We start from the raw sequence: 25,240 nt of genomic DNA on the forward strand, positions 1-25,240 counted from the left end.
CGGCGGGGGTGGGCCGGGCCGCGGACCGGTGGGAACCAGCCCGGGAGACGGCTTGCGCGTGGGCGTGGTCTTGGTGCCGGCGGTCGATCCGTGCGGGCACGGGGGCAGCAGCGAGTCGTGGGCAAGGTTGCGCAGTTGGGTGATCGCGTCATCGAGCGTGCCGGCGGGCAGGCCGTTGTTGACCTGTTGGCGGGCCGGCGGGCGCAGATCCTGCAACGTCATCAGCCGGCAGGACAGCTTGTCGCCGGATTGGCTGAAGCTGATCTGCACCAGCTCTCCCCGGCTGTCCAGGCAGCCCAGCAGGTACGGCTCCTGCAGCGGCACACCGAGGATCGAGCCCTGCACCCCGCGCATGATCGCCACCGTGCCGCCGTAGGCGGTGACGTAGTAGTTGGTGCGAATGACGGCGCGCCCGACCAGCAGGGCGGTGCCCAGCAGGACCAGCAGCAGCGCCGCGATGATGAACTTGCGGTGCCGTGAGCGGGGTGGGCGGTCGGGGGTTTCGATGCGCGGCAGTACTCGCTTGGCGACGGTCTTGCGCGGTGAGATCGCCGATGCCCGGCCGGCGGCGGTGTCCAGGGAGATGGTGTGCTCGTCACCGTTCTCCGAGACGGCGCCGGCCAGAATCGGCTGGGTCTGGCCGTAGTCGACGTCGACCACGTCGGCCACCACCACGGTCACGTTGTCGGGTCCACCGCCGCGCAGCGCCAACTCGATGAGCCGCAGTGCGCAGTCGTTGACGTCGGGAATCTGCAGGGCCTCGTGGATGGTCTCGGTGCTCACCGGATCCGAGAGGCCGTCGGAGCACAGCAGGTAGCGATCCCCGGCCTGCGCCTCGCGCATGATCAAGGTGGGCTCCACCTCGTGACCGGTGAGGGCGCGCATGATCAGGGACCGCTGGGGGTGGCTGTGTGCCTCCTCCAACGTGATTCGGCCTTCGTCGACCAGGGTCTGGACGAAGGTGTCGTCCTTGGTGATCTGGGTGAGCTCGCCGTCGCGCAGCAGGTAGCCGCGGGAGTCGCCGATGTGGGCCAGCCCCAGGCGGGGTCCGGCGAACAGGATGGAGGTGAGCGTGGTGCCCATGCCTTCGAGCTCGGGGTGCTCTTCGACGTAGGCCGCGATCGCGGAATTGCCCTCGTGCACTGCGCGTTCCAGCTTGGCCAGCAAGTCGCCGCCGGGCTCGTCGTCGTCGAGATGCGCCAGCGCGGCGATCACCAGCTGGGAGGCGACCTCGCCGGCGGCGTGCCCGCCCATGCCGTCGGCCAGCGCCAGCAGCCGTGCGCCGGCGTAGACGGAGTCCTCGTTGTTGGAGCGCACCAGGCCGCGGTCGCTGCGGGCGGCGTACCGCAGAACGAGGCTCACCGGCGGAGCTCGATTGCGGTCTTGCCGATTCGGATCGGCGTTCCCACCGGAACCCGTACGGCAGTGGTCACCTTCACCCTGTCAAGGTAGGTGCCGTTGGTCGAGCCCAAGTCCTCGACATACCATTCCGAGCCGCGCTGTGACAGCCGAGCGTGCCGGGTGGAGGCGTAGTCGTCGGTGAGCACCAGCGTGGAATCGTCGGCGCGGCCGACCAGAACCGGCTGGTCGCTGAGCGCGATGCGCGCCCCGGTGAGTGGTCCTTCGGTCACCACCAGATGCCGCGCTCCTGCCCGTTGCTGGCGCGGCGGCAACAGCACGCCACGGATGGAAAGCCCCCGGCGGACCATGACCGCTTCGGTGGGAGCGTAGATGTCGGTCCGCAATATTCGCAGCACGGACCAGATGAACAGCCACAACAACGTCAAAAAGCCGGCTCGCGTCAGCTGCAGCACGAGTCCCTGCATCCGGCGTCCTCTCCGTTGTCGCGCCGCCCTAGCGTGCTCGTCGAAAAGAGCACATCGGCACAGTCACGATACTTGGGCGCGGCGGGCCGTAGGGCAAAGCGGCAGGGCTTTGCTGTTTGGGTTGTCGTTGGTGGCCGCTGTCCTAGTGGACCCGCACGATGATCTCGGAGTGGCCCAGCCGGATCACGTCGCCGTCGGCCAGCTGCCACTCCTGGACCGGGGCGTTGTTCACCGTGGTGCCGTTGGTGGAGTTCAGGTCCGACAGCAGGGCCACCCGGCCGTCCCAACGGATCTCCAGGTGACGGCGCGAGACTCCGGTGTCGGGCAGCCGGAACTGGGCGTCCTGCCCGCGGCCCACCACGTTGGCACCCTCGTGCAGCTGGTAGGTGCGGCCGCTGCCGTCATCGAGCTGCAGGGTGACCGAGGCAGGAGCGCTGTAGGCACGCTGGCCGTAGCCACCGCCCTGAGCCTCGCCGTAGCCACCCGCCGCGGGCTGGCCGTAGTCGTAGCCGCCCTGGCCGCCCTGAGCCTCGCCGTAGCCACCCGGCGCCGGCTGGCCGTAGTCATAGCCGGCGGGAGCCGCGGGCGCCTCGCCGTAGCCGTAGCCGGGCTGGCCGTATTCCTGGCGGCCGTAGGACGGCGCACCTTGGTCATACCCGCCCTGGTCCGGGTAGGCGGGGCGCTGCTCGTAGGGCGCCTCGGGATAGCCGTACTCCTCCGGGCGGGCCTGGGGACGCTCGTATTCGCCGTAGCCGGGCTGCCCGCCGGCCGGGTATCCCGGTGCCGGCGGCTGGTGCTGGGGGTAGCCCTGCTCATAGCCGGCCGGAGCGCCGTAGCCGCTGGGGGGACGCTGCTCGTAGGGCTGCGCCGGCGGGGCGGGAGGGGCATAGCCGCCGCCCTGGCCGGGGTAGCCACCCTGCTCGGGGTAGCCGCCGCGGGGCGGGCCGTAGGCGCCCGGGCCGCCGTGGCCCTGGTCGGGGTAGCCGCCGCGCTGCTCCTGCTGGTAGGGGTCGGCCTCGGGTGAGTAGCCGCCCCGCGGGTCCTGACCGCCACGAGCGTCATCGGCCGGCCGCCCGTAGCGGGGGTCGTAGTAGTCGTCGCCGGGACGATCCTGCCCGTGGGCTCCGCGGTAGCTCGGGTTATCGGTCATCGGTGGCACTCCTGATTCTGCGGTAAACGCATGAACTGATTGTCGCGGGCGGGATTCGTTGAGCGTCTCGTGGGGGCTGGCGTCAGGGTTGACCCCGCCGCGGGCGCGGACCTGGCCGGTGCGCAGGCTGGGCGACTGCTGGAACCGGACAACCACATCTCCATAAGTTTGCCACCCCTGTTCGCCGATGTAGCCCGCTAGATGGCGGGCGAAGGCCTTCGACGTCAGATCCTGGTCGGCGCCCACTTTCTCGTAGTCGTCGCTTCCGAGGGTAATGACGTAATCGTTGGGTGCCAAAAGATGATTTCCGGCCAGAGAGCGCACTCCGGCGGCGGCTTCGCGGCGCAGCGCAGCCTCAACCTCCTCGGGGAGCACTTCTCCTCCGAAGACCCGGGCCATCGCATCCTCCACAGCGGATTCGAGCCTGCGCTCGATGCGATGAACCAGCCCGCGCTGGCTGTCCAAGCTGCTACCCGCCTTACTCTTCGCCGTCATTGATCGTGTCGGGGACGCTGGCGCGGCGTGTCGCTCAGCTGCATCCGCCCTGGACATGGTATCGACCCGGAGCGCTGGGGCGGCACCCTTCTACGGCGGAGAATCGGATAAGACCAGGTCACGAAGGGGTCACGGCGCTTGATCCGGCTCCGGGCGATACTCGCCAGCGGGCCGGAGCCGATTTTTCAGGGGGCGGGGGACCCGTGATACGCTCCCCCGGTTGCTCGGGCGAGTGGCGGAATGGCAGACGCGCTGGCTTCAGGTGCCAGTGTCCTTCGGGACGTGGGGGTTCAAGTCCCCCTTCGCCCACAGTGTGATCTCTCGGGAGATCCCGGACAGGCCGAACCCTTGAGGGTTCGGCCTGTTTTTGTTTGTGGCGCCATCGTGCGTGGCGGTCGTTGCGGTCGGGTTTCGTGAACTCACAAGGGCCTCCCCCACGATGTGTGGTTCCGCGAACTGCATAGTTCTCGGCCGGGAGTCGTCGACCGCGCTCGACAGCCCGGCGTGGGATCTCGATCACTCCGACGGGTCGAGCAGGGCGCGGGCGTCTTTGATCAACAGCAGCAGGTGCAGCGGGTCGGTCGGTGAGGACTCGAAATCGAAGTGCGCGTAGAACGCCCGGGCCTGCTCGTGCAGCGCGTGCACCAGTAGCGCTCGCACACCGATGATCTCGGCGGCGGCCACCGCACGGGTGATCGCATCGCGCAGCAGCGCGGCACCCAACCCCCGGCCCTGTTCCTTGCGGTCGATCGCCAACCGTGACAAGAGGATCACCGGAACCGGATCGGGCATGTTGCGCCGCACCCGCCCCGGTGCGCCGGCGCGTTGCACCGCCGCCGAGGCCAGTGCGTAGAAGCCGACGACGCGGCCGTCCCGGCACGTCACGAAACACCGGGACGCACCCTCGGCGTGGTTGGCCAGCGCCCGTCTCCGCAGGTACTCGTCCAGGCTGGGCTGGCCGCTGTCGAATTCGGCGACCACATCGTGCGCGCCGATCGGGCGGGGTGCGCTGTAGCCGCTCACTCGTCGAAGATCGAGGGCTCCGCGAACAACTTCCCCAGCCGCGGCTTGTGCGACACCGGCCGGTCTAGCACCGAGACGAACTGCGACCAGGCCGGCGCGTCGAGCATGAACAGCCGCCGATCGGCGAGCACGTCGCGGGCACGAGCGAGTGTCGCGGTCACCGTGAAGTTGGTCAGATCGGTCCCCTCCACCTCGGCGGCACGACGGATCAGCGCGTCCTGCTCAGCAGTCAAGCGCACGGCGAACCGCTCCGTCTTCGTAGCCACGCCAACCATTGTGTGCCCAACGGGCACACAATGCAACGGACCTTTGTGTTTTGCCCCCCACGTATCCCCCGCTCACCAGAGCGGATCGCGCCCGTTCCACGCCACCAGCCGGTCGATGGCGGGGGCGTCGTCGGGAACGGGGACGGCTTCGGCGAACGGTATGGCCACCTCGTCCAGGCCCATCGCGGCCGAGATCTCCGCATACAGCGCGCGGCGGTTCGCTGGCGGCAGGATCCGGTGTGCGGACTGCAGCGCCGCGTCGATCACCTTCTCGTCCCAGTCCGGCTGCTGACCGGTCCCCGCCGCCAGGTCCCAGGTGTGCACGCTCACCTCGGAGAGGTAGGACGCCAGCACGTCGGCGCCGCTGCCCTGGATCCACGGCAGCGCCATCGGCCCCACCAGCAGGGCGTCGTCACTCCAGGCCTGCGCGGCGTTGCGGGCTGACTCTTGCCAGGCATCGGCCCAGCGGCCGTCGGCAACCTGCGGAACGGGTACGGCGAAGGGGTCGCCGCCGTTGCCGAGTGCGGCGATACGGTCCAGCACACCGATGAGGTGGATCAGCATGGCCCGCACGTCCATCTCGGGGCAGGGCGTGAGGTTGGCGTGCTGGTCGGAGCGTATGCCGGCGATCACGGCGCCGCCGGTGGCAATGGCGCGCTCGAGAAGCGGCCGGGGGTCGGTGGCAGGGGTGGCGGGAGAACTCGTGGGTGTAGTCATGGCGCCATTGTTGGGACCATAACCGGACATCTATTGGCCGGTTTGTGTGGAATTCTGCTGAGGTGCGAGCTGACCGGCTGGTGGCCACCCTTCTTCTGCTGCAGCAGCGCAAGCTGGTGACCGCCTCCGAGGTGGCCCGCGAGCTGGAGGTGTCCGAGCGCACCGCCCGCCGCGACCTCGAAGCGCTGAGCATGGCCGGTGTTCCGGTGTACTCGGTACAGGGCCGCGGGGGCGGGTGGCGCCTGGTGGGCGGCGCGCGCACCGACCTTTCGGGGCTGACCGCCAGCGAGGCGCGTGCGCTGTTTCTGGTGGCCGGGCCCGCGTCGACGGCCACCCCGGACGTCAAGGCCGCCCTGCGCAAGCTCGTCCGGGCGTTGCCCGAGCCCTTTCGGGCGCAGGCCGAGGCCGCCGCCGCGTCCGTGGTCGTCGATCCACGGCTGTGGGGTGCCAGTGCGGCCACGCCACCTCCACCACGCTTCCTCGACGCGCTGCAGGAGGCGGTGATCAGCGGTGTGCAGGTGCGGCTCGGCTATGTCGACAGCAAGGGCGCCGAGACCGAGCGGATGGTCCATCCGCTGGGCGTCGTCGCCAAGGGCCCGACCTGGTACCTGGTCTCGGAAACGGAGGTGGGCCGGCGGACCTTCCGGATCGATCGGGTGTCGTCGGTCGCGCTGACCGACAAGCCCGTGCGGCGGCCCCCGGGATTTGACCTTGCACAGAGTTGGCGGGAGATCGCCGATGAGGTCGACCGCAAGCGCACCCCGCTGGAGGCCCAGGCGGTATGCGCTCCCGACGGGATCGGTCTGCTGCGGGCCATGCTCGGGGGCCGCCTAGAGGTCGGCGGTACCACGTCCGACGGCCGGATCGAGGTGGTGATCCGGGGCCACAACGAATACGCCCTGGCCGGCCAACTCGCCGGGCTCATCGAATGGGTTGAGGTGACCGGTCCGCAGGGCGTGCGCGATCACTTGGCCGCCATCGGTACCGCGCTGGCGGCGCGGTACCGATGAGCGTGGGCCCTCAGTAGGCCGTCGCCACGTTCTCCTGGGCCCACCGTTTCTCGGCGTCCGATCCCCCCGGGGGCGGCACCAGGCCGTTGATCATCCACAGTTCTTCGCTGGTCTCGTCGACGTGGAACTCCCAGTGCAGGCCGGGGTGCTGCTCCAGTGTCGGAGTAAGGATCTGATTGATCCATTCGGTGATCCGTCGGCGGTTCTGGCTGTCGGCGGCGTGCCGGGCGATGTGATCGATCACCACGCGCACCCCGACCTCGGTCGGCTCACCACCGACGTAGAAGTCCTGCGGGGAGGTCTCCTGGAACAGGGTGACCACATAGAAGCGTGGCAGCCCGGCCTTCTCGTAGTGATCGGTGATGCGGGCCGCCAGCGCATGCTTGTCCTGTGCGCTGAAGAGTCCGGGGGTGTGATGAATGGTCCACAGTGGCATGGCAGTTCAGTGCTCCTTGATCCGGTTCAGTGCGACAGGGCGAAGGACAGGTTCTCGACCGGACCGGCCAGCGCGGCCTTGACGCTCACGCTGATGTCGTCGGCCAGCACCTCGGCGGCACCGGACTCCACGCCGTCGATGATTCGCCGCGCCACGTCGACCGGCGTCACCTTGGGTCCGGACATGTCGGAGACCATGTCGGTGTCGATCAAGCCGGCGTGGACGCCGACCACCTGCGTGTGCTGCGCCGCCAGTTCGAGGCGCAGCGAGTTGGTCACCGACCAGGCGGCGGCCTTGGACGCACCATAGGCGCCGGAGCCCGCCATCCAGGACAGCACCGAGTGCATGTTCACCAGCGCCCCTCCCCCGTTGGCGGCCAGGATCGGCGCGAACGCCCGCGCCAGGCGCAGCGGCCCGAAGACGTTGACGTCAAAGGTCTCGGTGATCCGCTCGAAGGAGCCGGTCAGCAGGGGGTCTGGCAGCAGCACGCCCGCGTTGTTGAACACCAGTTCGGCATCGCCTGCCGCCTCGGCCAGGGCCGCCACCGACTCGGGCGAACCCACCTCCAGGGCCAGTGGCACCACCTGCGGGCGCTCGTCGGTGAAGGCGGTGCGGGCGGTCGAGTAGACCTTGCGGGCTCCGCGGGCCACGAGCTCGTCGACCAGGGCCGCGCCCAATCCGCGTCGCCCGCCGGTGACCACCGCGACCTTTCCCTGTACTGCAACCATCTCCGGATCCTCTCTCGCTGACTAACGACTACGTTAGTAAGAGCAAAGCACGCCAGGCTGGATAACGCAAGTGTTAGTCACGTAAGCTGGAGCACATGGAGTTCGAACCCCGGTTGCGCGACCGATCGCGCTGGTCCACCGGCGATGCGTGTTCGGTGGCCCGGCTGCTCGATGTGCTGAGCACCAAGACGGCATTTCTCGTTGTGCGCGAATGCTTTTACGGCACCAGCCGATTCGAGGACTTCACGGCACGCATCGGCGCCTCAGCGCCGGCGGTGTCGCGCGCACTCAAGCAGCTCGAGTCCGCCGGAATCATCACCCGGGTCCCCTACCAAGAGGCCGGGCAGCGGGCCCGAGACGAGTACCGGCTGACACCCGCCGGCGAGGATCTGCTGCCCGTGCTGCTGGCGTTGACCCAGTGGGGTGACAAGTACCTCCAGGACGGAAAACCGCCGCTGAGCTTCGTCGACGCCGCCACCCAGCGCCGCATCGGGGTACGGGTCACCGACGAGCTGGATGCCCCCGAGCCCGACCCCGACAACATCGAGATCCGATTGAACCGTCGCTCGCGCTGAGCCGCCCTAGGGCGCCTGCCGCAATCCCGGCAGCACGTAGCGGCGCAGATGCCGGCGCACGGCCGCCGGATCATCGGGGTTCATGTGGTTTCCCGGAACACTGCCCAGGCTGATCATCACCCGCGCGATCCACTCGCTGGCCTCGGGAACATCGGTGTCGGGATGGATGTCGCCGGCGTCGGCCGCGGCCGCGACGAACGGATGCCAGAACGCCGCCAAGTCGGGCACCAGACCGCGAACCCCGGCGCCGGCGCAGGCGGTGAACTCCTCGGGTTCGGCAAGACGCAGCCGCATCAGCAGGGTGCCGGGATCGTCATAGGCCCGGCGGCCGATCTGCACACCGGCCACCAGTTGCTCCTCGAAGCCGGTCAGGGTGGCCAGCTCGGCGCCCGCCTGTGCCCAGCTGGTCTCGATGAGCCGCATCAGCGCGGCGCCCACCAGCGTCGGCTTGTCGGGGAAATTGCGGTACAGCCACGCCCGCGACACCCCCGCCACCTGCGCGACATCGATCATGGTCGTGGCCCGAATCCCCTTGTCGGCCAGCAGTTTCTCGGTGGCGTCCAGAAGCCGATCGGTGGTCGAGGCGGATGCGGGCGACGCAGATGCAACGGTCATGGCCCACCTCCTGGGCGGTAAGCGTAACAACACAGTAGACACATTCACAGATCTGTGTACTATTGCGACGCGTCGTGTAGACCCACGGGGCAGGAGGTCGCGGTGGCCGAGACGATGCAGCAATTGCTCGCCGAACGCACCGACCATCCCGGGTTGGCCGTGCTCTACAACCACGCCGACGGCCACCAGATCCGCTGGACCTGGCGGCAGTACCTTGATCACGCCGCCCGCCACGGCGCCGCACTGATCGCCCGGGCCGATCAAGCCCGGCCGCTGCACGTCGGCGCTCTGCTGGGCAACACCCCCGAGATGCTCACCGCGATCGCCGCCGCCGGCCTGGGGGGCTATGTCCTGTGCGGGGTCAACGACACCCGCCGCGGCTCCGCGCTGGCCGGCGACCTGCGCACCGCCGACGTGCAGATCCTGCTCGTGGACACCGCTCACCGCGCCCTGCTGCAGGGACTGGAGCTGCCCGGCATCACCGTCATCGACGTCGACAGCCCGGCCTGGGCGGCCGAGTGCGCCGCCGCCGGGGAACTTCAGCCGCACCGCCACGTCGCGCCGCTGGACCCGTTCATGCTGATCTTCACCTCGGGCACCAGTGGCGACCCGAAAGCGGTTCTGGTCAGCCACTTCATGGTGCTGGTGGCAGGCATGAACCTCGCCGAGCGGTTCAGCCTGGGCTCCCAGGACGTCATCTATCTGTCCATGCCGCTATTCCACTCCAACGCTATCGCCGCCGGCTTCGGCCCCGCGGTGGCCGCCGGCGCAGCCATGGCCCCGGCCAAGTTCTCGGCTTCTCGGTTCCTGGCCGACGTCCGCGCTTACGGTGGGACGTATATGAACTACGTCGGTAAGCCGTTCGCCTACCTGCTGGCGCATCCCGAGCAGCCCGATGACGCCGACAATCCGCTGCGGGTGGCCTTCGGTAACGAGGCCTCCGAACGTGACATCGGCGAGTTCGCCCGACGGTTCGGCGTGCACGTGGTGGACGCCTTCGGCTCCACCGAGAACGCCGTCACCATCACCCGCGATGAAGGCACCCCGCCCGGCTCGGTGGGCCGCGGATTCCCCGGCGTCGCCATCTACAACAGCGACACCAAATCCCCATGCCCGCCCGCGACGTTCGACGAGCACGGACTGCTGACCAACGCCGACGAGGCGATCGGCGAGCTGGTCAACACCGCGGGGTCGGGCTTCTTCTCGGGCTACTACAACAACGCGCACGCCACCGCCGAGCGCATGCGTGATGGCATGTACTGGTCGGGCGACTTGGCCTACGCCGACGCCGACGGCTGGATCTACCTGGCCGGGCGTACCGCCGACTGGATGCGGGTGGACGGCGAGAACCTGGCCGCAGCGCCGGTGGAGCGAATCCTGATGCGCCACCCCGACATCAACCAGGCCGCGGTGTATGCCGTACGCGAGGCCGGCCAGGTCGGTGACCAGGTGATGGCCGCGCTGGTGCTGCGTGAGAGCGCCGAACTGACCGAAGCCCAATTCGCCGATTTCCTCGCCGCCCAAGAAGACCTCTCCCCCAAGGCCTGGCCCCGCTATGTCCGCCTGAGTTCCCAGCTGCCCGCGACGGCCACCAACAAGGTGCTCAAGCGGGTGCTGGCGGCCCAGGGCACCGACGTGGGAGAAGACGCCCTGTGGGTGCGCCCCGAACGCGAGCGCAGCTACCGAACCACCACCACATCCGGAGTGTGACCATGCCAGCGCCCAAGCCCGTTGCCCTGATCTTCGGCGGCGCGTCCGGGATCGGCCTGGCCACCGCGCAGGCCCTGGTCGCGCGGGGCGATCAGGTGGTGATCGCCGACGTCAACGGCGAGGGCGCACGGACTCAGGCCGCCGAGATCGGTGACGCAGCCAGCGCCGTGGTCGCGGATGTGACCGACGAGGCAAGCGTCGCAGCGGCTTTCGCCGCCGCCGCCGAACGCGGGCCGGTGCGGACCGTGGTCAGCTGCGCCGGGCTGTCGATCATCGGCCCGATTGCCGACATCGAGCTGTCGGGCTGGCAGACCACCCTCGACGTCTGTCTCACCGGCACCATGCTGGTGATCAAGCACGCCGCCCGCACGCTTGAAGACGGCGGCAGCGTGGTCGCGATCTCCTCACTCAACGGGCGCCAGCCCGGCACCACCATGGCCGCCTATTGCAGCGCCAAGGCCGGGGTGCTGATGCTGGTGCAGGTGGCCGCCCTGGAACTGGGCCCCCGCGGCATCCGCGTCAACGCCGTCTCCCCCGGCCTGGTCGACACGCCCCTGGTGGCGGGCCTGGCCATGGTGCCGGGCCTCACCGACGAGTACCTGGAGAACACACCGCTGGGTCGCTCCGGGGTGCCCGACGACATCGCCCAGACGGTGGAGTTCTTGACCTCCGATCGCGCCGGCTGGATCACCGGAGCGACGTTCGACGTCAACGGCGGTGCACATCTCAAGCGTTACCCCGACGTGCTCGGCAAAGTACAAGCCCTAGCTGAAGGAACGTGACATGCGCAGTGTGGTGATCGAGGGACCCGGCTCTATCCGGGTCGACACCCGCCCCGACCCCCAGCTGCCCGGCGCCGACGGCGCCGTCGTGGAGGTGACCGCGACCGCCATCTGCGGCTCCGACCTGCACTTCTATGAGGGCGACTACCCGATCTTCGACCCGGTGGCGCTGGGTCACGAGGCCATCGGCACCGTCGTCGAGGTCGGCTCCGACGTGCGTTCGGTGCGCGTCGGTGACCGGGTCATGGTGTCCTCGGTGGCGGGCTGCGGACAGTGCGCGGGCTGCGGCACCCTCGACCCCATCCGGTGCCACTCCGGCCCCCAGATCTTCGGATCGGGCCTGCTGGGCGGTGCGCAGTCAGAACTGCTGGCCGTGCCCGGCGCCGACTTCCAGCTGGCACGTATCCCCGAGGGCATCCTGGACGCCGAGGCGCTGTTGCTCACCGACAATCTCGCCACCGGATGGGCGGCGGCGCTGCGCGCCGACATCCCCGTGGGCGGCACGGTCGCGGTGATCGGGTTGGGTGCGGTGGGGCTGTGCGCGGCACGCAGTGCGCTGTTCCTCGGTGCCGCAACGGTTCTCGGTATCGATCCGGTACGCCAGCGCCGGGACCGGGCCGCCCTGATGGGCGTGACTCCGGCGGCGCCGCCCACCACCGCGGCGGCCATGGAGCTGAGCGCCGGGGTAGGAGTGGATGCGGTGATCGACGCCGTGGGCTCGGACACCACCATGTCCGACGCCCTGACCGCGGTACGCGCCGGCGGCACGGTGTCGGTGGTGGGCGTCCATGACCTACAGCCGTTCCCGTTCCCGGCGCTGCCCGCCTTGCTGCGCAGCGTCACCCTGCGCATGACCACCGCACCGGTGCAGCAGACCTGGCCGACGCTGATTCCGCTGCTGCAGTCCGGGCGGCTGTCGGTGGATGGGATCTTCACCACCGAGATGGCTTTGGACGACGCGGCCGAGGCCTACCGTGCGGTGGCCGCCCGTTCCGGTGACGTGGTCAAAGTACTGCTCACTCCCTGATCTTTCCCAGCGCCGTCGGACAACGAGAGGACCGGAGTTGACGAAGCGAATTGTGGTCTGGGGCACCGGCTTTGTGGGCAAGCTCGTTATCCCCGAGATCGTCAAACACCCTCTGTTCGAGCTGGTGGGCGTGGGCGTCAGCGATCCGGGCAAGGTGGGCCGCGACGTCGGAGAGATCTGCGCAATCCCCCACGTCGGGGTCACCGCCACCGACGACGTCGAGGCCCTGATCGCGCTGGCACCCGATGCGTTGGTGCACTACGGCCCTACCGCCGCCCACGCCGCCGACAACATCACGCTGATCTCCCGGTTCCTGCGGGCCGGTATCGACGTGTGTTCCACGGCCATGACGCCCTGGGTGTGGCCCGACCTCAAGCTCAATCCGCCCGATCTGCTGACACCGATCACCCAGGCCTGCCAGGACGGCGGGGCATCCTGCTTCACCACCGGAATCGATCCCGGCTTCGCCAACGACCTGTTCCCCATGACCCTGATGGGCGTGTGCGCCGAGGTACGCAAGGTGCGGGCCTCGGAGTTGTTGGACTACACCAATTACACCGGTGACTACGAGAACGAGATGGGAATCGGCCGCGACCCCGATTTCCAGCCGGTGCTCAAGATCCCCGAGGTGCTGATCTTCGCCTGGGGTGGCACCGTCCCGATGATCGCGCATGCCGCCGGGATCGAACTGGACGAGATCACCACCACCTGGGACACCTGGGTGACCCCCAACGAGCGCACCACCGCCAAGGGAGTGATCGCCGCCGGGCAGGTCGCGGCGGTGCGGTTCACCATCAACGGTGTCTACCGCGGCGAAACCCGCATCCAGCTCGAACACGTCAACCGGATTGGCCGAGACGCCGCACCGGACTGGCCGGCGGGCACCCAGGACGACGTCTACCGCGTCGATATCGAAGGCACGCCCAGCATTTCGCAGGAGACGGCGTTCCTCTTCACCGACGGGTCGGGCCGTGACGCCGCAACGGCGGGCTGCCTGGCCACTGGGATGCGGGCGCTCAACGCGGTGCCGGCGGTCAATGACCTTGCGCCGGGTTGGGTTACGGCCCTGGACCTGCCGCTGATCCCGGGAGCGGGCACCATCCGCTGAACGCGCGCGGCTACCCGGTGCTGGGCCGGCGCGGACGCAGCCGCAGTGGGGGCATGGCTGGTGCCGGCAGCCGCTCCAGTCGACCGCGATAGCCGTCGACCTGGCCAAAGCGCGGGTCGCCTTCCTGCCATTGGCGGCGGAATTCGACGATCTCGTCGTGGCTGCGGCCGATGAAGTTCCACCACAGCACCAGCTCCTCGCGAAAGGGTGCCCCGCCCAGCACCAGCACCCGGGCGGGGGAGTCGCCGGGGTTGCGCAGTGCCAGGACCCGGTGGCCGGGTCCCTGATAGCCCAGCTCGCCCACCCCCAGCCCGGCACCACCCAGCAGCACCGGGCCCTGGTCGCACAGCACCCCGTGCTCGAAAGCCGGGTCGACGTCCAGCGCCAGCGTGGTGCGCGGATCCAGGTCCAGTTGGGCGCCCAGCATGGGAGTGAACGACGGCACGGGGGAGCGGTAGCCGGCCAGCTCGCCGAGAAACACCAAGGCCGAAGCCCCGGGCCGCGAAACCGGCTCGGGCACAAAATGATGGAAGGCGCGCCCGGTGTTGCGGGCGGTATCGGGCAAGGCCACCCACAGCTGCACGCCGTGCAGCACGGGTGCCGACACCGGGTCGGCGGAGACCTCGGAGTGGCAGATGCCGGCGCCGGCGGTCATCAGGTTCAACTCACCGGGGCGCACCAGCGCGTGCACGCCACCGCTGTCCCGGTGTTCGATCAGCCCGCTGAACAGCCAGCTCGCCGTCTGCAGCCCGGTGTGCGGGTGCGGGGGTACGTCCATGCCGCCACCGACGGTGACGTCGTGCGGCCCGTAGTGGTCGAGGAAGCACCAGGCGCCGATGAGTGAGCGCTCCTGCTGCGGCAGGGTACGGCGCACGTGGAGGGCGCGGGCTCCGCCGAGTGGCACATCGCGGGGCTGCAGCACCTCGATGTGATCTGCAGGCGTTGCAGCACAGGCGAACTCATTCGAGGTGGTCTCCAGATTGCTCAACCGTCCACCTCCGCACTGCGCGTCACGCCGCTTCGACGATCCTACCGACTCACGCCCTGATCAGGCGGCCGAGCGGGGACCGAGTGCGCCGCCCGGCAGGTGAAAAACCGTCGCCGCGGGCACCGGCGCCTGACTCTCGTGGTTGGCCAGCAGCGCCTGATTGTCGGGTAGCTCCCGGGTATTGATCCGCCCGGTGGCGATCGCCTGCAGCACCGCGTGGGCGCGGGCCAGCTCGGCGCGCTTGCGGTACTGACCGCCGGGAAGCTTCACGCCGGCCCACACCCCGTACTCCTCGCGGCACTCCACAGCAAGTGCCGCGCACCGGCGCTGCTGGGCCAGCGGGCAGCGCCGCAGGCACTGCAGCCGCGCCGCGGTGGCGGATTGTTCGTAGGCCCGGGCCTTCGCGGCTCCGTCGGCTCCGTCGGCGTCGGGGTAGCCGAACCACAGCTCAGGGTTTGCGGTGCAGGGGGGTGCCATGCGATGACCTCCTCGTAGACGGACCGATAACGTAGATAGAAACGTATACACCGAAAGGGGAGAGTGCAAGAGAAGTTGATAAAAACATATATGTAAGTCCCAGGGGGGAGGGCTGTGTACTATCCGTCCATGGCCGGGGCGCAACGATGAGCCGCGAAGCGGCGGGCGCAGCCATTCGGGCACTTCGTGAGGCGCGGGACTGGTCGTTGGCGGACCTCGCGGCGGCTACCGGCATCAGCATCATGGGCTTGAGCTACCTCGAGCGTGGAGCCCGCAAACCCCACAAAGGCACTGTTCAAAAGGTTGAGAATGGGCTAGGCCTGCCGCCCGGAACCTATTCGCGCCTTGTGGTGGCCGACGACGCGGAGGCCGAACTGGCGCAGTTGATCGCCGCGGCCGCACCGCGGGTCGCCCCGGCGCGGCCCGGCGCAGCGATCGTCGTGGAGCGCCACAGCGACACCGAAGTGCTCGAGGGCTATGCGGAGGCACAGCTCGACGCGCTGCGTTCGGTGATCGCTCGACTGCCGCCGCAAGCATCAGACGAATATGAAACGTATATTCTTTCCGTGATCGCGCAGTGCGTGAAGGCGGAGATGCTCGCGGCCAGCTCATGGCGCGTGGCTGTCAACGCGGGCGCAGACCACGCTGAACGGCTGATGGCCCACCTGCTGTCGTTGGAGGCCATCCGCGGGGACCTGCTGCAGCGGATGCCCGCGAGCCTGACCGCCCGATTCGACCAGGCATGTGCACGCTCAGCGCTGCCCGAGCCGGTGATCGCGGCGCTGGTCGGCGTCGATGCCGAGGAGATGTGGGAGATCCGAAACAGAGGCGTCATTCCGCCAGGTGCGTTGGCGCGAGTACGCGCTTTCGCCGACGGATCCATCGCGACCGATGGTGGCAACGAGGGGGGATAGCGGTGAGCAACGGTGAGTTAGAGCTACTGATGCGCGCCAGGGAGCTGTTCGCGGGCAGTCCGCAGCCGGCGTCACTGGCATCAGACCTGCACCGCTACGCCCACACCCTCGCAAGGAACGCGGTATCCGATACCGGGACGGGTCACGACCAGTACCGGCAGGCGGTCCTGAGGCAACGGAACCTGTTGTTGGCCAACGCTCGAACCGATGGCGCGGCCACCACGGACTTGGCCGCCGCCATCGCCGATCACGCCCGCGCCCGCGCCCGAACCGACCACACGATCGCCGAGGCTCGAGCCGACGCGGCGGCCACCCCGGACAGCCCGCTTGCGTATCGGGAGGCCCTGCTGCGGCGCGCGGCACGACTGCGGGCTCAACACGTCCACCTAGTAGCGACACGCCACCGGGCGCGAGCGCACCACGCAGCCCTGCGGCGGTTGCGTTACCGGCGGGCCCGGCGCCGGGCGTTGAGCCTGGGTCGTCTGAAGCTGCCCAACACTCGTGCCGGGCTGGCCGTCCGGGCTGCGCTGTCGCGGCTGGGCAGGCCCTACGTCTGGGGCGCCACCGGTCCCGATCGATTCGACTGCTCCGGACTGACCCAGTGGGCCTACCGTCAGGCGGGCATACCCCTGTCCCGTACCACCTACACGCAGATCAACGAGGGAATGCCGGTGCCGCGCTCCCAGATTCGCCCTGGCGACCTGGTCTTCCCCAGCACGGGACACGTGCAGTTGGCGATCGGCGGAAACCGGGTGGTTGAAGCCCCGCATGCTGGAGCCACCGTGCAGATCAGCACCCTGGGCGCACACGTGGCGATACGCCGCCCGGTGCCGTGATCGACTCCCCCCCAAGGCGATCCCGGGTGAATTGTCGGCGCCCACGGGCGTCGGTACAGTCACCGGCCATGGAGCGGTCAGCCCCCGAGCGTCAGCCCACCGTAGCGACGTGGGGCTGAGCAGATGGCGACCCGCGACGACGTGCTCGACGCGATCGACCGTATCCGTACGACCGCCGGCGCCGGCGAGGCTACCCGCCTGGCCCAGGCGGCACTGACGTTGCCCTTGCCCCCGGCGGGCTACGACAGTGTTCTCGACCGGCTCTATGCGGCGTACCCGGCCATCGGTGAGCAGCAGCGGGGCCGCGGACCGCAAGCCATAAGGGCGGCCGAAACAGCATTGGCGCAACAACTGTCGGCATCGGCGCAGTTCGATCGGAACATCCTCGAGGCCCTCCGGCACGCACACAAGACCACGGTGGAAGGGCGCCGGCGGCTCGACGATCTCGAGACGGAGGTCGCCGCCGCGGCAGCATCCTGGGATCTGAGCACTGCCGCGGGAGCGCGCGAGTTCCAGAGGTTCCTCATCACCAAGCTTGGCGAGATCATCGCCACGGTCGAACAGGCCAACGATGACGACAGGTCCAAGGCAGCGTTGGCCGCCGCCCTCACCGGGCTTTACCACTCGACACCCGCCGAGCCCGGTGATGCGGATCCGTCAGACCGGAGCCCGGAACAGGCTACCGAGCCGCCGCCGGCCGACGGGGACCTCCCGCAGTCCTGCGCTGACCCGGAGAGCGATGCGTATCTGGAGCCGCTGGACGACGACACGATGATGGCGGCCCCGGACGCAGCACAACGGCTGCCGCAGTTCACAACTCCCATGGCTCCGGGTCTGGGCTCGGAGGGACCGGGTTTCGGCGGGTTGCCTGCGGGCATGCCCGCAGGATTTCCGTGGACCGGTCTGAACACGAGCCCCGGCGGCGACGAACTGTCCGATGAGGCGCAGTTCCTGCCCGAGGATGCCGGTGGTACTGATCCGCCCGATGGAGCCGACGACACCGAAACCGGCGGCGACGATTCCGCGCCCGATCAGGGGGAGCGGGGACCGGTCGTCGTCCGCCTGCCCGACGGTGAGACCACGACCGTGTCCGACCCGCGGCTGGCCGCGGCCATGCAGGCGGTTGCCGACGGACAGCCAGTCGTGGAGGCATTCCGCAGTCAGGGGATCGACATCCCGCCGCCGGGGACGCCCGTGGCCGCGGCGGTCGATGCAGCCAGGCTGCAGCCAGGAGACATCGGAGTCTTCACCGATCGTCATGCGCTGGCCGTGGGTGACGGCAAGGCCCTGCTCGACGGACAGGTTCACCTCGTGACGAACATGCGTGGCCCGAGCTTCCTGGGGTGGCAACACCCGCCGGCCTTCCCCCGGGAACCGGAAGCGGACGCGTCGCCCGTGGAAACCAGGCCGGCGTCGGCCATCAATGCGCCGCTGACCTTGAAAAACCCGCCGCTAACCGGCATCGTCGATGAGCCAGGAAGGTAGACCCATGCCCGAGAGAATCCACGTCAATCCGGACGTTCTGACCACCGCTGCCGGGAACCACCAGGCGGCCGCGGACTACCTGTCCACGGTGTCGGCCTCACACGAGGCGATCCAGGCGACACTGAATTCGCTCGGCCCGATCTATGACGACTTCCGGCAGGCCGCCAGTGCGCTGCTTGAGGCGCGCAAGAACTGCTACGACGACCAGGCCAGCGAACATTCAGCCGTGTCGGACAACCTGCACCGCGCAGTGGCGATGTGGAACACGCACGAAGATGACGCAGCCGATGCCTTCGGGCACCTCACCGATGGGTCCCGATGACGGAGCCCAATCCCGCGTTCGACACCGCCCACCCGAGTGGTGACGTGCTGTTCCGGTCCTGCCGTGGAGGCTATCTGCACAGCGTTGTGCTGACGGAAGCGGTGATGGACACCGATGTTCGCCGGCTGGCGGAGGCCATCGTGCTGACGGCAGACGTCTCGTTTCTCAAGGCGGTGTTAGAGATCCGCGGTGAGATCGTCACCTCCGGGCACGCACCCTCGGCGGCAGTGCCGACCAATGACGATCTTCGAGTGGCCACCGAGCGGCTCTTGGCTCACACGCTGCAGCCCGGCTCCACGACAGCTCGCTAGAGCACCCATTTCCCCGCCGCATCGGCGTTGGGCACGATGTCGGAAGGCGGGTCAACAATTGTGTCGCCGAACAGATTTCGGGCTCTTTCCAGCAACGCGAGAACTTCGCTCAACTGCGCTGCACACCCCGCTCCCGGGGACCCGACATCAGCCACGATCTGCACGCTACCGACCTGCGGTTGAGCTGACAATTCACGCGCATCCCGGTTGTGGACAGCCCCACTACCGACGCGCGGAGGTGCGTCGAATTCGGGCAGATGCGCCCAGACGGCAACGGTACGCTTGCGCGGTGGCACTCTTCGGTCGGCTGTCGGCGCGCCAGCGCCTCCGGAACGCTGCGCGGGAATCGCTGGCGATCCCCGCTTTCAGCGCTCCGGTCGACTGCAGTTCCTGGGTTCTCGGGGGCCTGTGGCCCGCCGAACTGGCGACGATCACGCCGGAGACGGCCCCGCTCGCCGACTATCTCAATGCCGACCTGCAGCGAATCGCCGATTCAGCCAACGAGAAGTTGCACGCGATCAGCCGCTCCGAGTTGACGGGACCGGCTCGCCAGGCAGCCGAGACGCGGGTCATCAATGTGGCCAGGGCGTTCGCTGTCCTGCGGGTGGAGTCGACAGTGCGCCAACTACACAAGGAAGCCCTGGAGTTCGGTGCGGAGTACGTCAGCCTGACACCGCCACCGCCCTCGGCTCCGGCCGAGCAGACGCCTTCGGATCCCCCAGAGCCGGACCGTGCGGACGATCCATCGCGGCAGGTACCCGAGAGTCCCGCACCCCGGAGTCGGCACCGGCTGCCGGAGGACGGCAATGCGCCGTCCTCCCCAGACCACCCCGAGCCGGAGGCCCCGCAGGTGAGCGCGATGGCACCGACGTGGGAGGTGCCGGAGCCGGTGCTCCCGCCGATCCCCGAGGTCGGATTCGAGGCGGAGCCCCTCGTTCCTGACCAACCCGTCATCGCCGCCGCGCCGGCGGCGCCGGTAGCCGAATCCAGCGAGCGGCGATTGCAGCGCCTGTTGGCCTTTGTCGCGCGCCAGGAGCCCGGACTGCGCTGGGCGGTAGGCGCCTTCGAGGACGGCACCACCCGACTGATCACCGATATCGCCCACGGATGGGTGCCGTCAGGGATCGACCTGCCGGCCGCGGTGGTGCTGCCCGAACCCGGTCGCCGGATAGGAACGGTCACCGAGATGCTCAGCGGTGCCACGGAGTCGGTCGGCTACCGGCCCGGCGATCGCCTCGGCTGGGCCAGCGACTTCGCCGCTACCGAGACTTCGGTGATGCCCCGGGAGCTGCCGCTCGTCCGCGATCTCGGCTGGCAGCTCAGCGAGGCCACCCACTGGCGCGAAGGCCTGCCCCGGATGGTCAATACGCTGGCCAAGGCGGGTTCGGCAGGCACCGGGGTGGTGGACGCCGAAATCGACTTGCTGCGTGTACATCTGGACACTCTGCGCTACCAGCTGTTGGCCCAGTACCCCGACGCTGACACTGCGCTGGTGCTCAACTGCATGTTGCTGGCGGCCACCGAAGCCATCGCGACCGGCGATACGGTCTCGGCCAACTACCACTACAGCTGGTTCCGGGCAATGGTCGCACCTCCCGTCGGGCAGTGGGATCTGCAGACATGACGGTCAAAGATGAATTGACGCTGCTCACAGCGGCTGGACATACTTAGCCCATGTCGGGGGCGGAGAGCCGCGCGGAACTCAGCGACAAGGACCTCGTTGAGTCCGTCTTGCGGGACCTGCGCGAGGCCGCCGAGAAGTGGGAGGCGCTGGTCGCTGAGGCTGAGAACACCACGTACAGCGTTGATCTCGGCGATGTCCGTGCCGTTGCCAACGCCGACGGCAGGCTCCTTGAACTGACCTTGCACCCGTGCGTGGTCAGCGACTACACCCACGGTGAGTTGGCGGATCGACTCAATCTCGTGTTCGCCGCGCTGCGCGAGGAGGCTCAGTCCGACTTCGAGGCACGCTACGGCGCGGGCTCACTCTGACAGTTCGCCGCGGCGCTACCAATTCAGGGCAGTCATCTCGCGGTTGGAGTCGCAGACGGTGCGCACCGCGGAGTCGATGTCGGTCGCGGTGATGGTGGTGAGGTCGTCGATCGTCACTGACTGCCCGGCGCGCTTCTGCGCAGCCACCCGAGTGTCGCGGGCAAGCTCCGCCTCCTCGATGACATTGCGGGCGAACCGCCCGTTGTGCAGGAGGTTGATGCCGTGCTCGCCGCGCGGACTGACATAGCCGCGGATAACCGTCACCATATCCAGAAACCGCTGGTGTGCAGCGGAATTCAGTACGGTTGCACGGCTGGATCCGTAACGCTCTCCGATCTCGACGATCTCTTCGGGAGAATACGACTCGAAGCGGATCTTGCGGTTGAACCGGCCGGCCAACCCGGGGTTAACGGTCAGAAAATCATCGACTTGATCTTCATAGCCTGCGGCGATGAAGCAGAAGTCGAAGCGGTGCTTCTCCAGCGCGATCAGCAGCTGGTTGACCGCTTCCATCCCGATCATGTCCGGCGTCCCATCCTGGTGACGCTCCACCAGGGAGTAGAACTCGTCCATGAAAAGTATTCCGCCCAAGGCCCTTTCGATAAGCTCATTGGTCTTCGGGCCAGATGCTCCGATGTGCTCGCCGCAGAAGTCCGAGCGGCGCACTTCGATGATCTCCGGATTGCGCACGATACCCATGCCGGCATAGATCTTGCCCAGCGCCTCGGCGGTGGTGGTCTTGCCCGTTCCAGGCGGGCCGACCAGCAACATGTGGTTCGTCTGACCCTCCACCGGCAGGCCGTGCTCCAGCCGCATGGCCCGGATCTCGAGTTGGTCCTCCAACGCCCGGACCGCGCGCTTGACCTCTGCCAGGCCGACCTGCCGCTCCAGCTCCGCGCGGCCTTCCTCCAGCAGCTCGGCTCGTCTGCCCAACGCGTTGTCCTCGTCCAGCTCCGCGCGGCTCTTTGCCGAACCGGCGTCCCAACGGTCGCTGCGACTGTCGATGATTTTCTCGTCGGTGACCACCAGTCTCAGATTGGGTTCGGCCAGTGCGGCTTTGGCCGGTTCGGTCAGCACACCGTTGATGGCCGCCTTGGACAACCAGACCTGAGCGAGATCCTCTTCGCCGAGCTGACGGTGAATCATGCCGCGTAGATAGGCGAGATCGGCGGCAAGCAAGGGGATCTCGCCAGGGTTGATCGACGCAGTCAGTACCCCGACCCCAAAGCGCTCCGAGGAACGGGTCTGACCGGCGATATCCACGCGATCGAGCCAGTCCAGCGCCACTCGGCCCTGGCCGAGATGTGCGGCCGCATAGCCTGCTAGTGCACATACCGACGCCGTGACGGCGGGCATCACGATGGCGCGGTCCGGCAACTCTTCTGCCGCCACGGTCAGCAGGTCCGGCCAGCGCTGCGTCACGAACATCAGGTAGGCACGGCCCAACTGGTGCCACTGGTGGTTGACCCAGCTGTCCAGCAGGCCGGTGTCGGCCAGTAGGGCCTCGGCGCGCGCGAACTCGCCGGCAACGGTGAGAGCAGAAGCCAGGGCCAGGCCCACGTGGGAGGCATCGGTCACGGTGATCGACAGGTATGGACCCAGCGGAATCTGCGCGGCCAGGTGCCGGCCCAGCCGCGCGGTCTCCTTGTGCAGCCAGTCACTGTGGGCATAGAGCCGATCGAGGGTGTCCAGGTCGGTGTCGCCGCAGGCGATACGGCCCAACCAGGCGTCGGCCATGGAGGGATCGGCCTCGGTTGCCGCGACGAAGTGGGCCCGGGCTTCGGGCGAACCGTAGCGCGTGTCCATGCTCACCATGGCCCGGTCGAAGTGCCGCCGTGCCGCCAGCAGGTCGCTCAATGTCTGTCGTCCTCTGTTGCGCGTCCAGGTACGTCGGCTGGCTGCCGGTGCGGTGCGGGTGTCATTGCGACATCGGCGCCAGCGCCTCCGAGCTGCAATACCGGTTCTCCGCCCGGAACAACTCCACCGTAGCCAGCCACGATTTTCCGCCGGCCGCAACTCGTACCGCGTTGCGGTCGATCTGCTCGATGCTCACCTCAACGGCGTCCGGTGGTGGGGGCGGTGTCCCGGGCGGGGCGACGGTGATCACTGTCGCGGGCCGCGGAGAGGGAGCGATCGGCCCGTCGACCACGCTGACAGTGGTGCGCGGCGTCGGCCTCGACTCACTGACCAGGGACACCTCCGGCATCCGAACGCTGGCCCAGCGTGCCCGGTCTCGGGTGTGCACGCAGACCCGTTCACCGGCACCGACGGCGCGTATCACCAGGCGCTTGGCGATCAGATCTTCGGCGGCGATGAACACCCGGCTCAGCTCACCGGAGTCGGTCAGCGGCACCATCAACCGGTCGCCGTTGGCCAGCTTGCCCACCAGGACTCCCGAGGGACCGATCTCGATGGGCAGGTGCGCCGGCAGCCGACCGGGTCGCAGGCCGCGCAACCGCGGGCGGGGCGTGCACGTGTTCGCCGCTACCGCCGCGGCCTGCTCGCCGTTGAGCCGGCGCAGTATCACTGCAGGAGGGGTGGGGGCCGGTTGCGGCGTCTGCAGGGTGACGGTGGCCGTGCAGGTTCGGTCCGGGAACACCGTGATGTTCTGGATCACTTCATCGACCGGCAGGGTCCACGCCTGGGCGAGCAGCGCGGCGCTGATCTGGCGAGCCGGATAGGCGTAGGTCGTCACCCAGCCGCCCTCGGTGCGCAGCGTCTTCCACCGCTCGGCGCCGCTGGGAACGGGAGCGCCCCCCACGCGCCGGTCCAGTTCGACCAAGTCGCTGGCGGTGGCTACCCGGGCGCGCAGGCCGTCGCAGCGCAGCGTGCCGGCGACTCGTTGCGCGACGGCGACCGCGGTTGCACCCAGCGTGGTGCGCCAGCGCAGTGCAGCGGTGTTGTCGATGACGCGCAGGCGAAGCAGCAGCCAGGTCTCCCGCCGGCCGGCGTAGGGCGGCGTACCGATCTCGGCGTCGTAGACCCGCGGGAAATCGCCGGTGGTGGCGCGGCGCGCTCCGATACTGATCACGCTCATCGACTCCAGCTCGAGCCCGAGCGCATGTCGCAGCATCGGAAACAGTTCGGCGACGTCGACGACGTTGTCGGTCTCCACGTGCACCGATCCGGTAGCCACCGTGGCCGCGTGCGGCCGGCCCAAGAGGTGGACCGCCACCACCGCCACGCCGTCGTGGATGCGAACTCCACCACCGGCCCGGTTGTTGGCCACCGTGATCGGTTCACTCCAGGCGGTCTTGGGTGGGCGTCGCAACCACAGCAGCGCCCACGACCAGGCCGGCTGACCCCACCAGGGCACCAGGACGACAAGCACCGCAAGCGGGATCGTCACCGTGACACCGACCAGTCCGCCCACCGCCCAACCCGCCATGCCGGCTAGGGCAATGGCCGCCGCGCACAGCAGGCGCCGATTGCTTGAGGGGGTGAATCCCGTGAGCCGGTAGCGGGTCGGGCTCACCGGGTGGCCCTCCTGATGCGCGCGGTGATCGCAGCGGCCAGGACCGCCGCGGCAATCACGCCGAGAAAGCCCAGGGCGACGGTGCGGGCTCGATGGTCCGGAGGTGGCGGCGGCGGCGCAGGAGTGAGCACTCGTTGCTGCGAACCCGGCGCCAGCGCAGCGCCCACCGGAACGTTGAACGTCAGCGCGGCCACCGGGTCGACCAGCCCGTACCCCACCCGGTTGTCTACCCCGGCGGGCGGATTGTGTGCGGTCTGCGTGATCCGATAGATGACCTGATGGGCGGTGAGTTGCGGATACTTCGCCCGGACCAGGGCGGCCACGCCGCTGACGTAGGCGGCGGAGAAGCTGGTGCCCCAAAACGGCATATTCTTCTCGCCCACCCGAATCGGCGGGTACGCGTTGACCGGGACGCCGCCCTGCGGGGACAACCCCATCACGTGGGTGGCCGGCGCGGCCACTCCCACCCAGGGCCCGGCCATGCTCTTGTCGATCGGCGCGCCGGTGGCGTCCACCCCGCCGACGGACAGGACATAGTCCGAGAACCAGGACGGGCTGGAGATCACTTTGACCTGATTCCAGTCCCGCGGGTCGCTCGGATTCAGCGGATCGAACATCGGGTTGTCGGCGCAGCCGGCCTCCCCGACATTGCCGGCCGCCGCGACGATCACCGCGTCCTTGACCGTCGCGGCGTACCACAGGGCCGCTCCCAGCACCCGTTGGTCGAGCCCGGCTGCCACCTGAACGCAGGAGGTCACCGAGATGTTGATGACCTTGGCGCCCATGTCGGCCGCGTGGACCACGGCCCTGGCCAAGGTGGCCAGCGTGCCGGCCTTCACGTGCTCGTCGTCATAGCCGAACCGCTGCGGATTCACCGGTTCGAAGGCCCGGGACGACTGGCGGATCGAGATGACGGTGGCGTGCGGCGCCACACCGACGACACCGTCGGGGGCGCCCGGCGGGGGCGGGGGG

General features: G+C 68.8%; 28 protein-coding genes and 1 tRNA gene. 14 read left to right on the plus strand and 15 right to left on the minus strand.

The window, feature by feature from the left end; genetic code table 11:
* From BST15_RS17965 to BST15_RS17975, 3 genes are all read right to left on the minus strand, one after another.
* Positions 1-1,362: PP2C family protein-serine/threonine phosphatase (locus BST15_RS17965; RefSeq protein WP_109560238.1), on the minus strand; the 1,362-nt coding region annotated here is incomplete at its 3' end.
* A complete protein-coding gene (locus BST15_RS17970) occupies positions 1,359-1,826 on the minus strand; it encodes an FHA domain-containing protein FhaB/FipA (protein WP_046190006.1) in 468 nt (155 codons plus the stop codon). The genes BST15_RS17965 and BST15_RS17970, both read right to left, overlap by 4 nt.
* Positions 1,827-1,968: 142 nt before the next feature.
* Complete coding sequence (locus tag BST15_RS17975) at positions 1,969-3,441, minus strand: FhaA domain-containing protein (RefSeq protein ID WP_046190007.1); 1,473 nt, start codon at positions 3,439-3,441, stop codon at positions 1,969-1,971.
* A gap of 256 nt (positions 3,442-3,697) precedes the next feature.
* Between BST15_RS17975 and BST15_RS17980 the strand changes: the two genes are divergently transcribed.
* Positions 3,698-3,780 (plus strand) — tRNA-Leu (locus BST15_RS17980).
* A 207-nt stretch (positions 3,781-3,987) separates the two neighbouring features.
* Here the strand turns inward: BST15_RS17980 and BST15_RS17985 are convergent.
* The 3 genes from BST15_RS17985 to BST15_RS17995 form a co-directional block, all read right to left on the minus strand.
* Positions 3,988-4,494: a GNAT family N-acetyltransferase gene (locus BST15_RS17985; protein WP_046190008.1), complete on the minus strand. Its 507-nt coding sequence runs from the start codon at positions 4,492-4,494 to the stop codon at positions 3,988-3,990.
* Complete coding sequence (locus BST15_RS17990) at positions 4,491-4,769, minus strand: type II toxin-antitoxin system TacA family antitoxin (RefSeq protein WP_109370847.1); 279 nt, start codon at positions 4,767-4,769, stop codon at positions 4,491-4,493. Before BST15_RS17990 ends, BST15_RS17985 begins: the two co-directional genes overlap by 4 nt.
* 63 nt (positions 4,770-4,832) lie before the next feature.
* Positions 4,833-5,477 (minus strand): TIGR03086 family metal-binding protein, encoded by a 645-nt coding sequence (locus tag BST15_RS17995; RefSeq protein WP_046190027.1) that lies wholly within the window; start codon positions 5,475-5,477, stop codon positions 4,833-4,835.
* Positions 5,478-5,539: 62 nt separating this feature from the next.
* Here BST15_RS17995 and BST15_RS18000 point away from each other — a divergent pair, with 62 nt between their 5' ends.
* Positions 5,540-6,487, plus strand: a complete 948-nt coding sequence (locus BST15_RS18000; protein ID WP_046190009.1) for a helix-turn-helix transcriptional regulator — start codon at positions 5,540-5,542, stop codon at positions 6,485-6,487.
* Positions 6,488-6,497: 10 nt separating this feature from the next.
* Here BST15_RS18000 and BST15_RS18005 read toward each other — a convergent pair whose 3' ends face one another.
* Together BST15_RS18005 and BST15_RS18010 are read right to left on the minus strand one after the other, a co-directional pair.
* Entirely contained in the window at positions 6,498-6,923 is a 426-nt protein-coding gene (locus BST15_RS18005) for a tautomerase family protein (RefSeq protein WP_046190010.1), read from the minus strand.
* A gap of 26 nt (positions 6,924-6,949) precedes the next feature.
* Entirely contained in the window at positions 6,950-7,651 is a 702-nt protein-coding gene (locus tag BST15_RS18010; RefSeq protein ID WP_046190011.1) for an SDR family oxidoreductase, read from the minus strand.
* Positions 7,652-7,746: 95 nt separating this feature from the next.
* On the opposite strand from BST15_RS18010, the gene BST15_RS18015 reads away from it, so the two are divergent.
* Complete coding sequence (locus BST15_RS18015) at positions 7,747-8,226, plus strand: winged helix-turn-helix transcriptional regulator (protein WP_046190012.1); 480 nt, start codon at positions 7,747-7,749, stop codon at positions 8,224-8,226.
* 6 nt (positions 8,227-8,232) lie between these two features.
* Here the strand turns inward: BST15_RS18015 and BST15_RS18020 are convergent, their stop codons facing one another.
* Positions 8,233-8,841: a TetR/AcrR family transcriptional regulator gene (locus tag BST15_RS18020; RefSeq protein ID WP_046190013.1), complete on the minus strand. Its 609-nt coding sequence runs from the start codon at positions 8,839-8,841 to the stop codon at positions 8,233-8,235.
* A gap of 102 nt (positions 8,842-8,943) precedes the next feature.
* On the opposite strand from BST15_RS18020, the gene fadD1 reads away from it, so the two are divergent.
* Genes fadD1 through BST15_RS18040 form a run of 4 tightly spaced genes read left to right on the plus strand, consistent with a single transcriptional unit; the run spans position 8,944 to position 13,468 of the window.
* A complete protein-coding gene (gene fadD1, locus BST15_RS18025; RefSeq protein ID WP_046190014.1) occupies positions 8,944-10,551 on the plus strand; it encodes a fatty-acid--CoA ligase FadD1 in 1,608 nt (535 codons plus the stop codon).
* A 2-nt stretch (positions 10,552-10,553) separates the two neighbouring features.
* Positions 10,554-11,333, plus strand: coding sequence for an SDR family NAD(P)-dependent oxidoreductase (locus BST15_RS18030; protein ID WP_198528314.1), 780 nt, complete (start codon positions 10,554-10,556; stop codon positions 11,331-11,333).
* Position 11,334: 1 nt separating this feature from the next.
* On the plus strand, positions 11,335-12,360 hold the full coding sequence (locus tag BST15_RS18035; RefSeq protein ID WP_046190015.1) for an alcohol dehydrogenase catalytic domain-containing protein: 1,026 nt from the start codon (positions 11,335-11,337) through the stop codon (positions 12,358-12,360).
* 37 nt (positions 12,361-12,397) lie between these two features.
* On the plus strand, positions 12,398-13,468 hold the full coding sequence (locus BST15_RS18040) for an NAD(P)H-dependent amine dehydrogenase family protein (protein WP_083071097.1): 1,071 nt from the start codon (positions 12,398-12,400) through the stop codon (positions 13,466-13,468).
* 10 nt (positions 13,469-13,478) lie between these two features.
* On the opposite strand, the gene BST15_RS18045 is transcribed toward BST15_RS18040, so the two are convergent.
* Together BST15_RS18045 and BST15_RS18050 are read right to left on the minus strand one after the other, a co-directional pair.
* Positions 13,479-14,456 carry a pirin family protein gene (locus BST15_RS18045; protein WP_046190017.1) on the minus strand — a complete coding sequence of 326 codons (978 nt, stop codon included), beginning with the start codon at positions 14,454-14,456 and terminating at the stop codon, positions 13,479-13,481.
* Between the two features lie 60 nt (positions 14,457-14,516).
* On the minus strand, positions 14,517-14,933 hold the full coding sequence (locus BST15_RS18050) for a WhiB family transcriptional regulator (protein ID WP_046190018.1): 417 nt from the start codon (positions 14,931-14,933) through the stop codon (positions 14,517-14,519).
* A 146-nt stretch (positions 14,934-15,079) separates the two neighbouring features.
* On the opposite strand from BST15_RS18050, the gene BST15_RS18055 reads away from it, so the two are divergent.
* From BST15_RS18055 to BST15_RS18075, 5 genes are all read left to right on the plus strand, one after another.
* Positions 15,080-15,847 carry a helix-turn-helix domain-containing protein gene (locus BST15_RS18055; protein ID WP_046190019.1) on the plus strand — a complete coding sequence of 256 codons (768 nt, stop codon included), beginning with the start codon at positions 15,080-15,082 and terminating at the stop codon, positions 15,845-15,847.
* A 2-nt stretch (positions 15,848-15,849) separates the two neighbouring features.
* Positions 15,850-16,683, plus strand: a complete 834-nt coding sequence (locus BST15_RS18060; protein ID WP_046190020.1) for a C40 family peptidase — start codon at positions 15,850-15,852, stop codon at positions 16,681-16,683.
* Between the two features lie 123 nt (positions 16,684-16,806).
* A complete protein-coding gene (locus BST15_RS18065) occupies positions 16,807-18,168 on the plus strand; it encodes a DUF4226 domain-containing protein (protein WP_052751489.1) in 1,362 nt (453 codons plus the stop codon).
* 4 nt (positions 18,169-18,172) lie between these two features.
* Positions 18,173-18,490 (plus strand): type VII secretion target, encoded by a 318-nt coding sequence (locus tag BST15_RS18070; RefSeq protein WP_046190021.1) that lies wholly within the window; start codon positions 18,173-18,175, stop codon positions 18,488-18,490.
* A complete protein-coding gene (locus tag BST15_RS18075) occupies positions 18,487-18,801 on the plus strand; it encodes a DUF2694 family protein (RefSeq protein WP_046190022.1) in 315 nt (104 codons plus the stop codon). The genes BST15_RS18070 and BST15_RS18075 overlap by 4 nt, the downstream gene beginning before the upstream one ends.
* Here the strand turns inward: BST15_RS18075 and BST15_RS22415 are convergent.
* Positions 18,798-18,956, minus strand: a complete 159-nt coding sequence (locus BST15_RS22415) for a hypothetical protein (RefSeq protein WP_188108922.1) — start codon at positions 18,954-18,956, stop codon at positions 18,798-18,800. The genes BST15_RS18075 and BST15_RS22415 overlap by 4 nt on opposite strands.
* 134 nt (positions 18,957-19,090) lie before the next feature.
* On the opposite strand from BST15_RS22415, the gene BST15_RS18080 reads away from it, so the two are divergent.
* Positions 19,091-20,425, plus strand: a complete 1,335-nt coding sequence (locus BST15_RS18080) for a DUF5631 domain-containing protein (RefSeq protein ID WP_046190023.1) — start codon at positions 19,091-19,093, stop codon at positions 20,423-20,425.
* Positions 20,426-20,475: 50 nt separating this feature from the next.
* Entirely contained in the window at positions 20,476-20,793 is a 318-nt protein-coding gene (locus BST15_RS18085; protein ID WP_046190024.1) for a DUF2710 family protein, read from the plus strand.
* A gap of 15 nt (positions 20,794-20,808) precedes the next feature.
* Here BST15_RS18085 and eccA read toward each other — a convergent pair whose 3' ends face one another.
* The 3 genes from eccA to mycP form a co-directional block, all read right to left on the minus strand.
* Complete coding sequence (eccA, locus tag BST15_RS18090) at positions 20,809-22,608, minus strand: type VII secretion AAA-ATPase EccA (protein WP_083071098.1); 1,800 nt, start codon at positions 22,606-22,608, stop codon at positions 20,809-20,811.
* Positions 22,609-22,711: 103 nt separating this feature from the next.
* Entirely contained in the window at positions 22,712-24,268 is a 1,557-nt protein-coding gene (gene eccE / locus BST15_RS18095) for a type VII secretion protein EccE (protein WP_046190025.1), read from the minus strand.
* Positions 24,265-25,240: type VII secretion-associated serine protease mycosin (gene mycP, locus BST15_RS18100; RefSeq protein ID WP_083071099.1), on the minus strand; the 976-nt coding region annotated here is incomplete at its 5' end. The genes eccE and mycP, both read right to left, overlap by 4 nt.

It is taken from the genome of Mycolicibacter arupensis (assembly GCF_002086515.1).
Classification (GTDB): Bacteria; Actinomycetota; Actinomycetes; order Mycobacteriales; family Mycobacteriaceae; genus Mycobacterium; species Mycobacterium arupense.

What these genes read in the sequence shown, in the direction of transcription:
- BST15_RS17970 (WP_046190006.1), bottom strand. Translation starts at nt 1,826, where the DNA reads ATGCAGGGACTCGTGCTGCAGCTGACGCGAGCCGGCTTTTTGACGTTG.
- BST15_RS17990 (WP_109370847.1), bottom strand. Translation starts at nt 4,769, where the DNA reads ATGGTTGGCGTGGCTACGAAGACGGAGCGGTTCGCCGTGCGCTTGACT.
- BST15_RS17995 (WP_046190027.1), bottom strand. Translation starts at nt 5,477, where the DNA reads ATGACTACACCCACGAGTTCTCCCGCCACCCCTGCCACCGACCCCCGG.
- BST15_RS18005 (WP_046190010.1), bottom strand. Translation starts at nt 6,923, where the DNA reads ATGCCACTGTGGACCATTCATCACACCCCCGGACTCTTCAGCGCACAG.
- BST15_RS18010 (WP_046190011.1), bottom strand. Translation starts at nt 7,651, where the DNA reads ATGGTTGCAGTACAGGGAAAGGTCGCGGTGGTCACCGGCGGGCGACGC.
- BST15_RS18015 (WP_046190012.1), top strand. Translation starts at nt 7,747, where the DNA reads ATGGAGTTCGAACCCCGGTTGCGCGACCGATCGCGCTGGTCCACCGGC.
- BST15_RS18020 (WP_046190013.1), bottom strand. Translation starts at nt 8,841, where the DNA reads ATGACCGTTGCATCTGCGTCGCCCGCATCCGCCTCGACCACCGATCGG.
- BST15_RS18030 (WP_198528314.1), top strand. Translation starts at nt 10,554, where the DNA reads ATGCCAGCGCCCAAGCCCGTTGCCCTGATCTTCGGCGGCGCGTCCGGG.
- BST15_RS18035 (WP_046190015.1), top strand. Translation starts at nt 11,335, where the DNA reads ATGCGCAGTGTGGTGATCGAGGGACCCGGCTCTATCCGGGTCGACACC.
- BST15_RS18050 (WP_046190018.1), bottom strand. Translation starts at nt 14,933, where the DNA reads ATGGCACCCCCCTGCACCGCAAACCCTGAGCTGTGGTTCGGCTACCCC.
- BST15_RS18055 (WP_046190019.1), top strand. Translation starts at nt 15,080, where the DNA reads ATGAGCCGCGAAGCGGCGGGCGCAGCCATTCGGGCACTTCGTGAGGCG.
- BST15_RS18065 (WP_052751489.1), top strand. Translation starts at nt 16,807, where the DNA reads ATGGCGACCCGCGACGACGTGCTCGACGCGATCGACCGTATCCGTACG.
- BST15_RS18070 (WP_046190021.1), top strand. Translation starts at nt 18,173, where the DNA reads ATGCCCGAGAGAATCCACGTCAATCCGGACGTTCTGACCACCGCTGCC.
- BST15_RS18075 (WP_046190022.1), top strand. Translation starts at nt 18,487, where the DNA reads ATGACGGAGCCCAATCCCGCGTTCGACACCGCCCACCCGAGTGGTGAC.
- BST15_RS18085 (WP_046190024.1), top strand. Translation starts at nt 20,476, where the DNA reads ATGTCGGGGGCGGAGAGCCGCGCGGAACTCAGCGACAAGGACCTCGTT.
- eccA (WP_083071098.1), bottom strand. Translation starts at nt 22,608, where the DNA reads ATGGTGAGCATGGACACGCGCTACGGTTCGCCCGAAGCCCGGGCCCAC.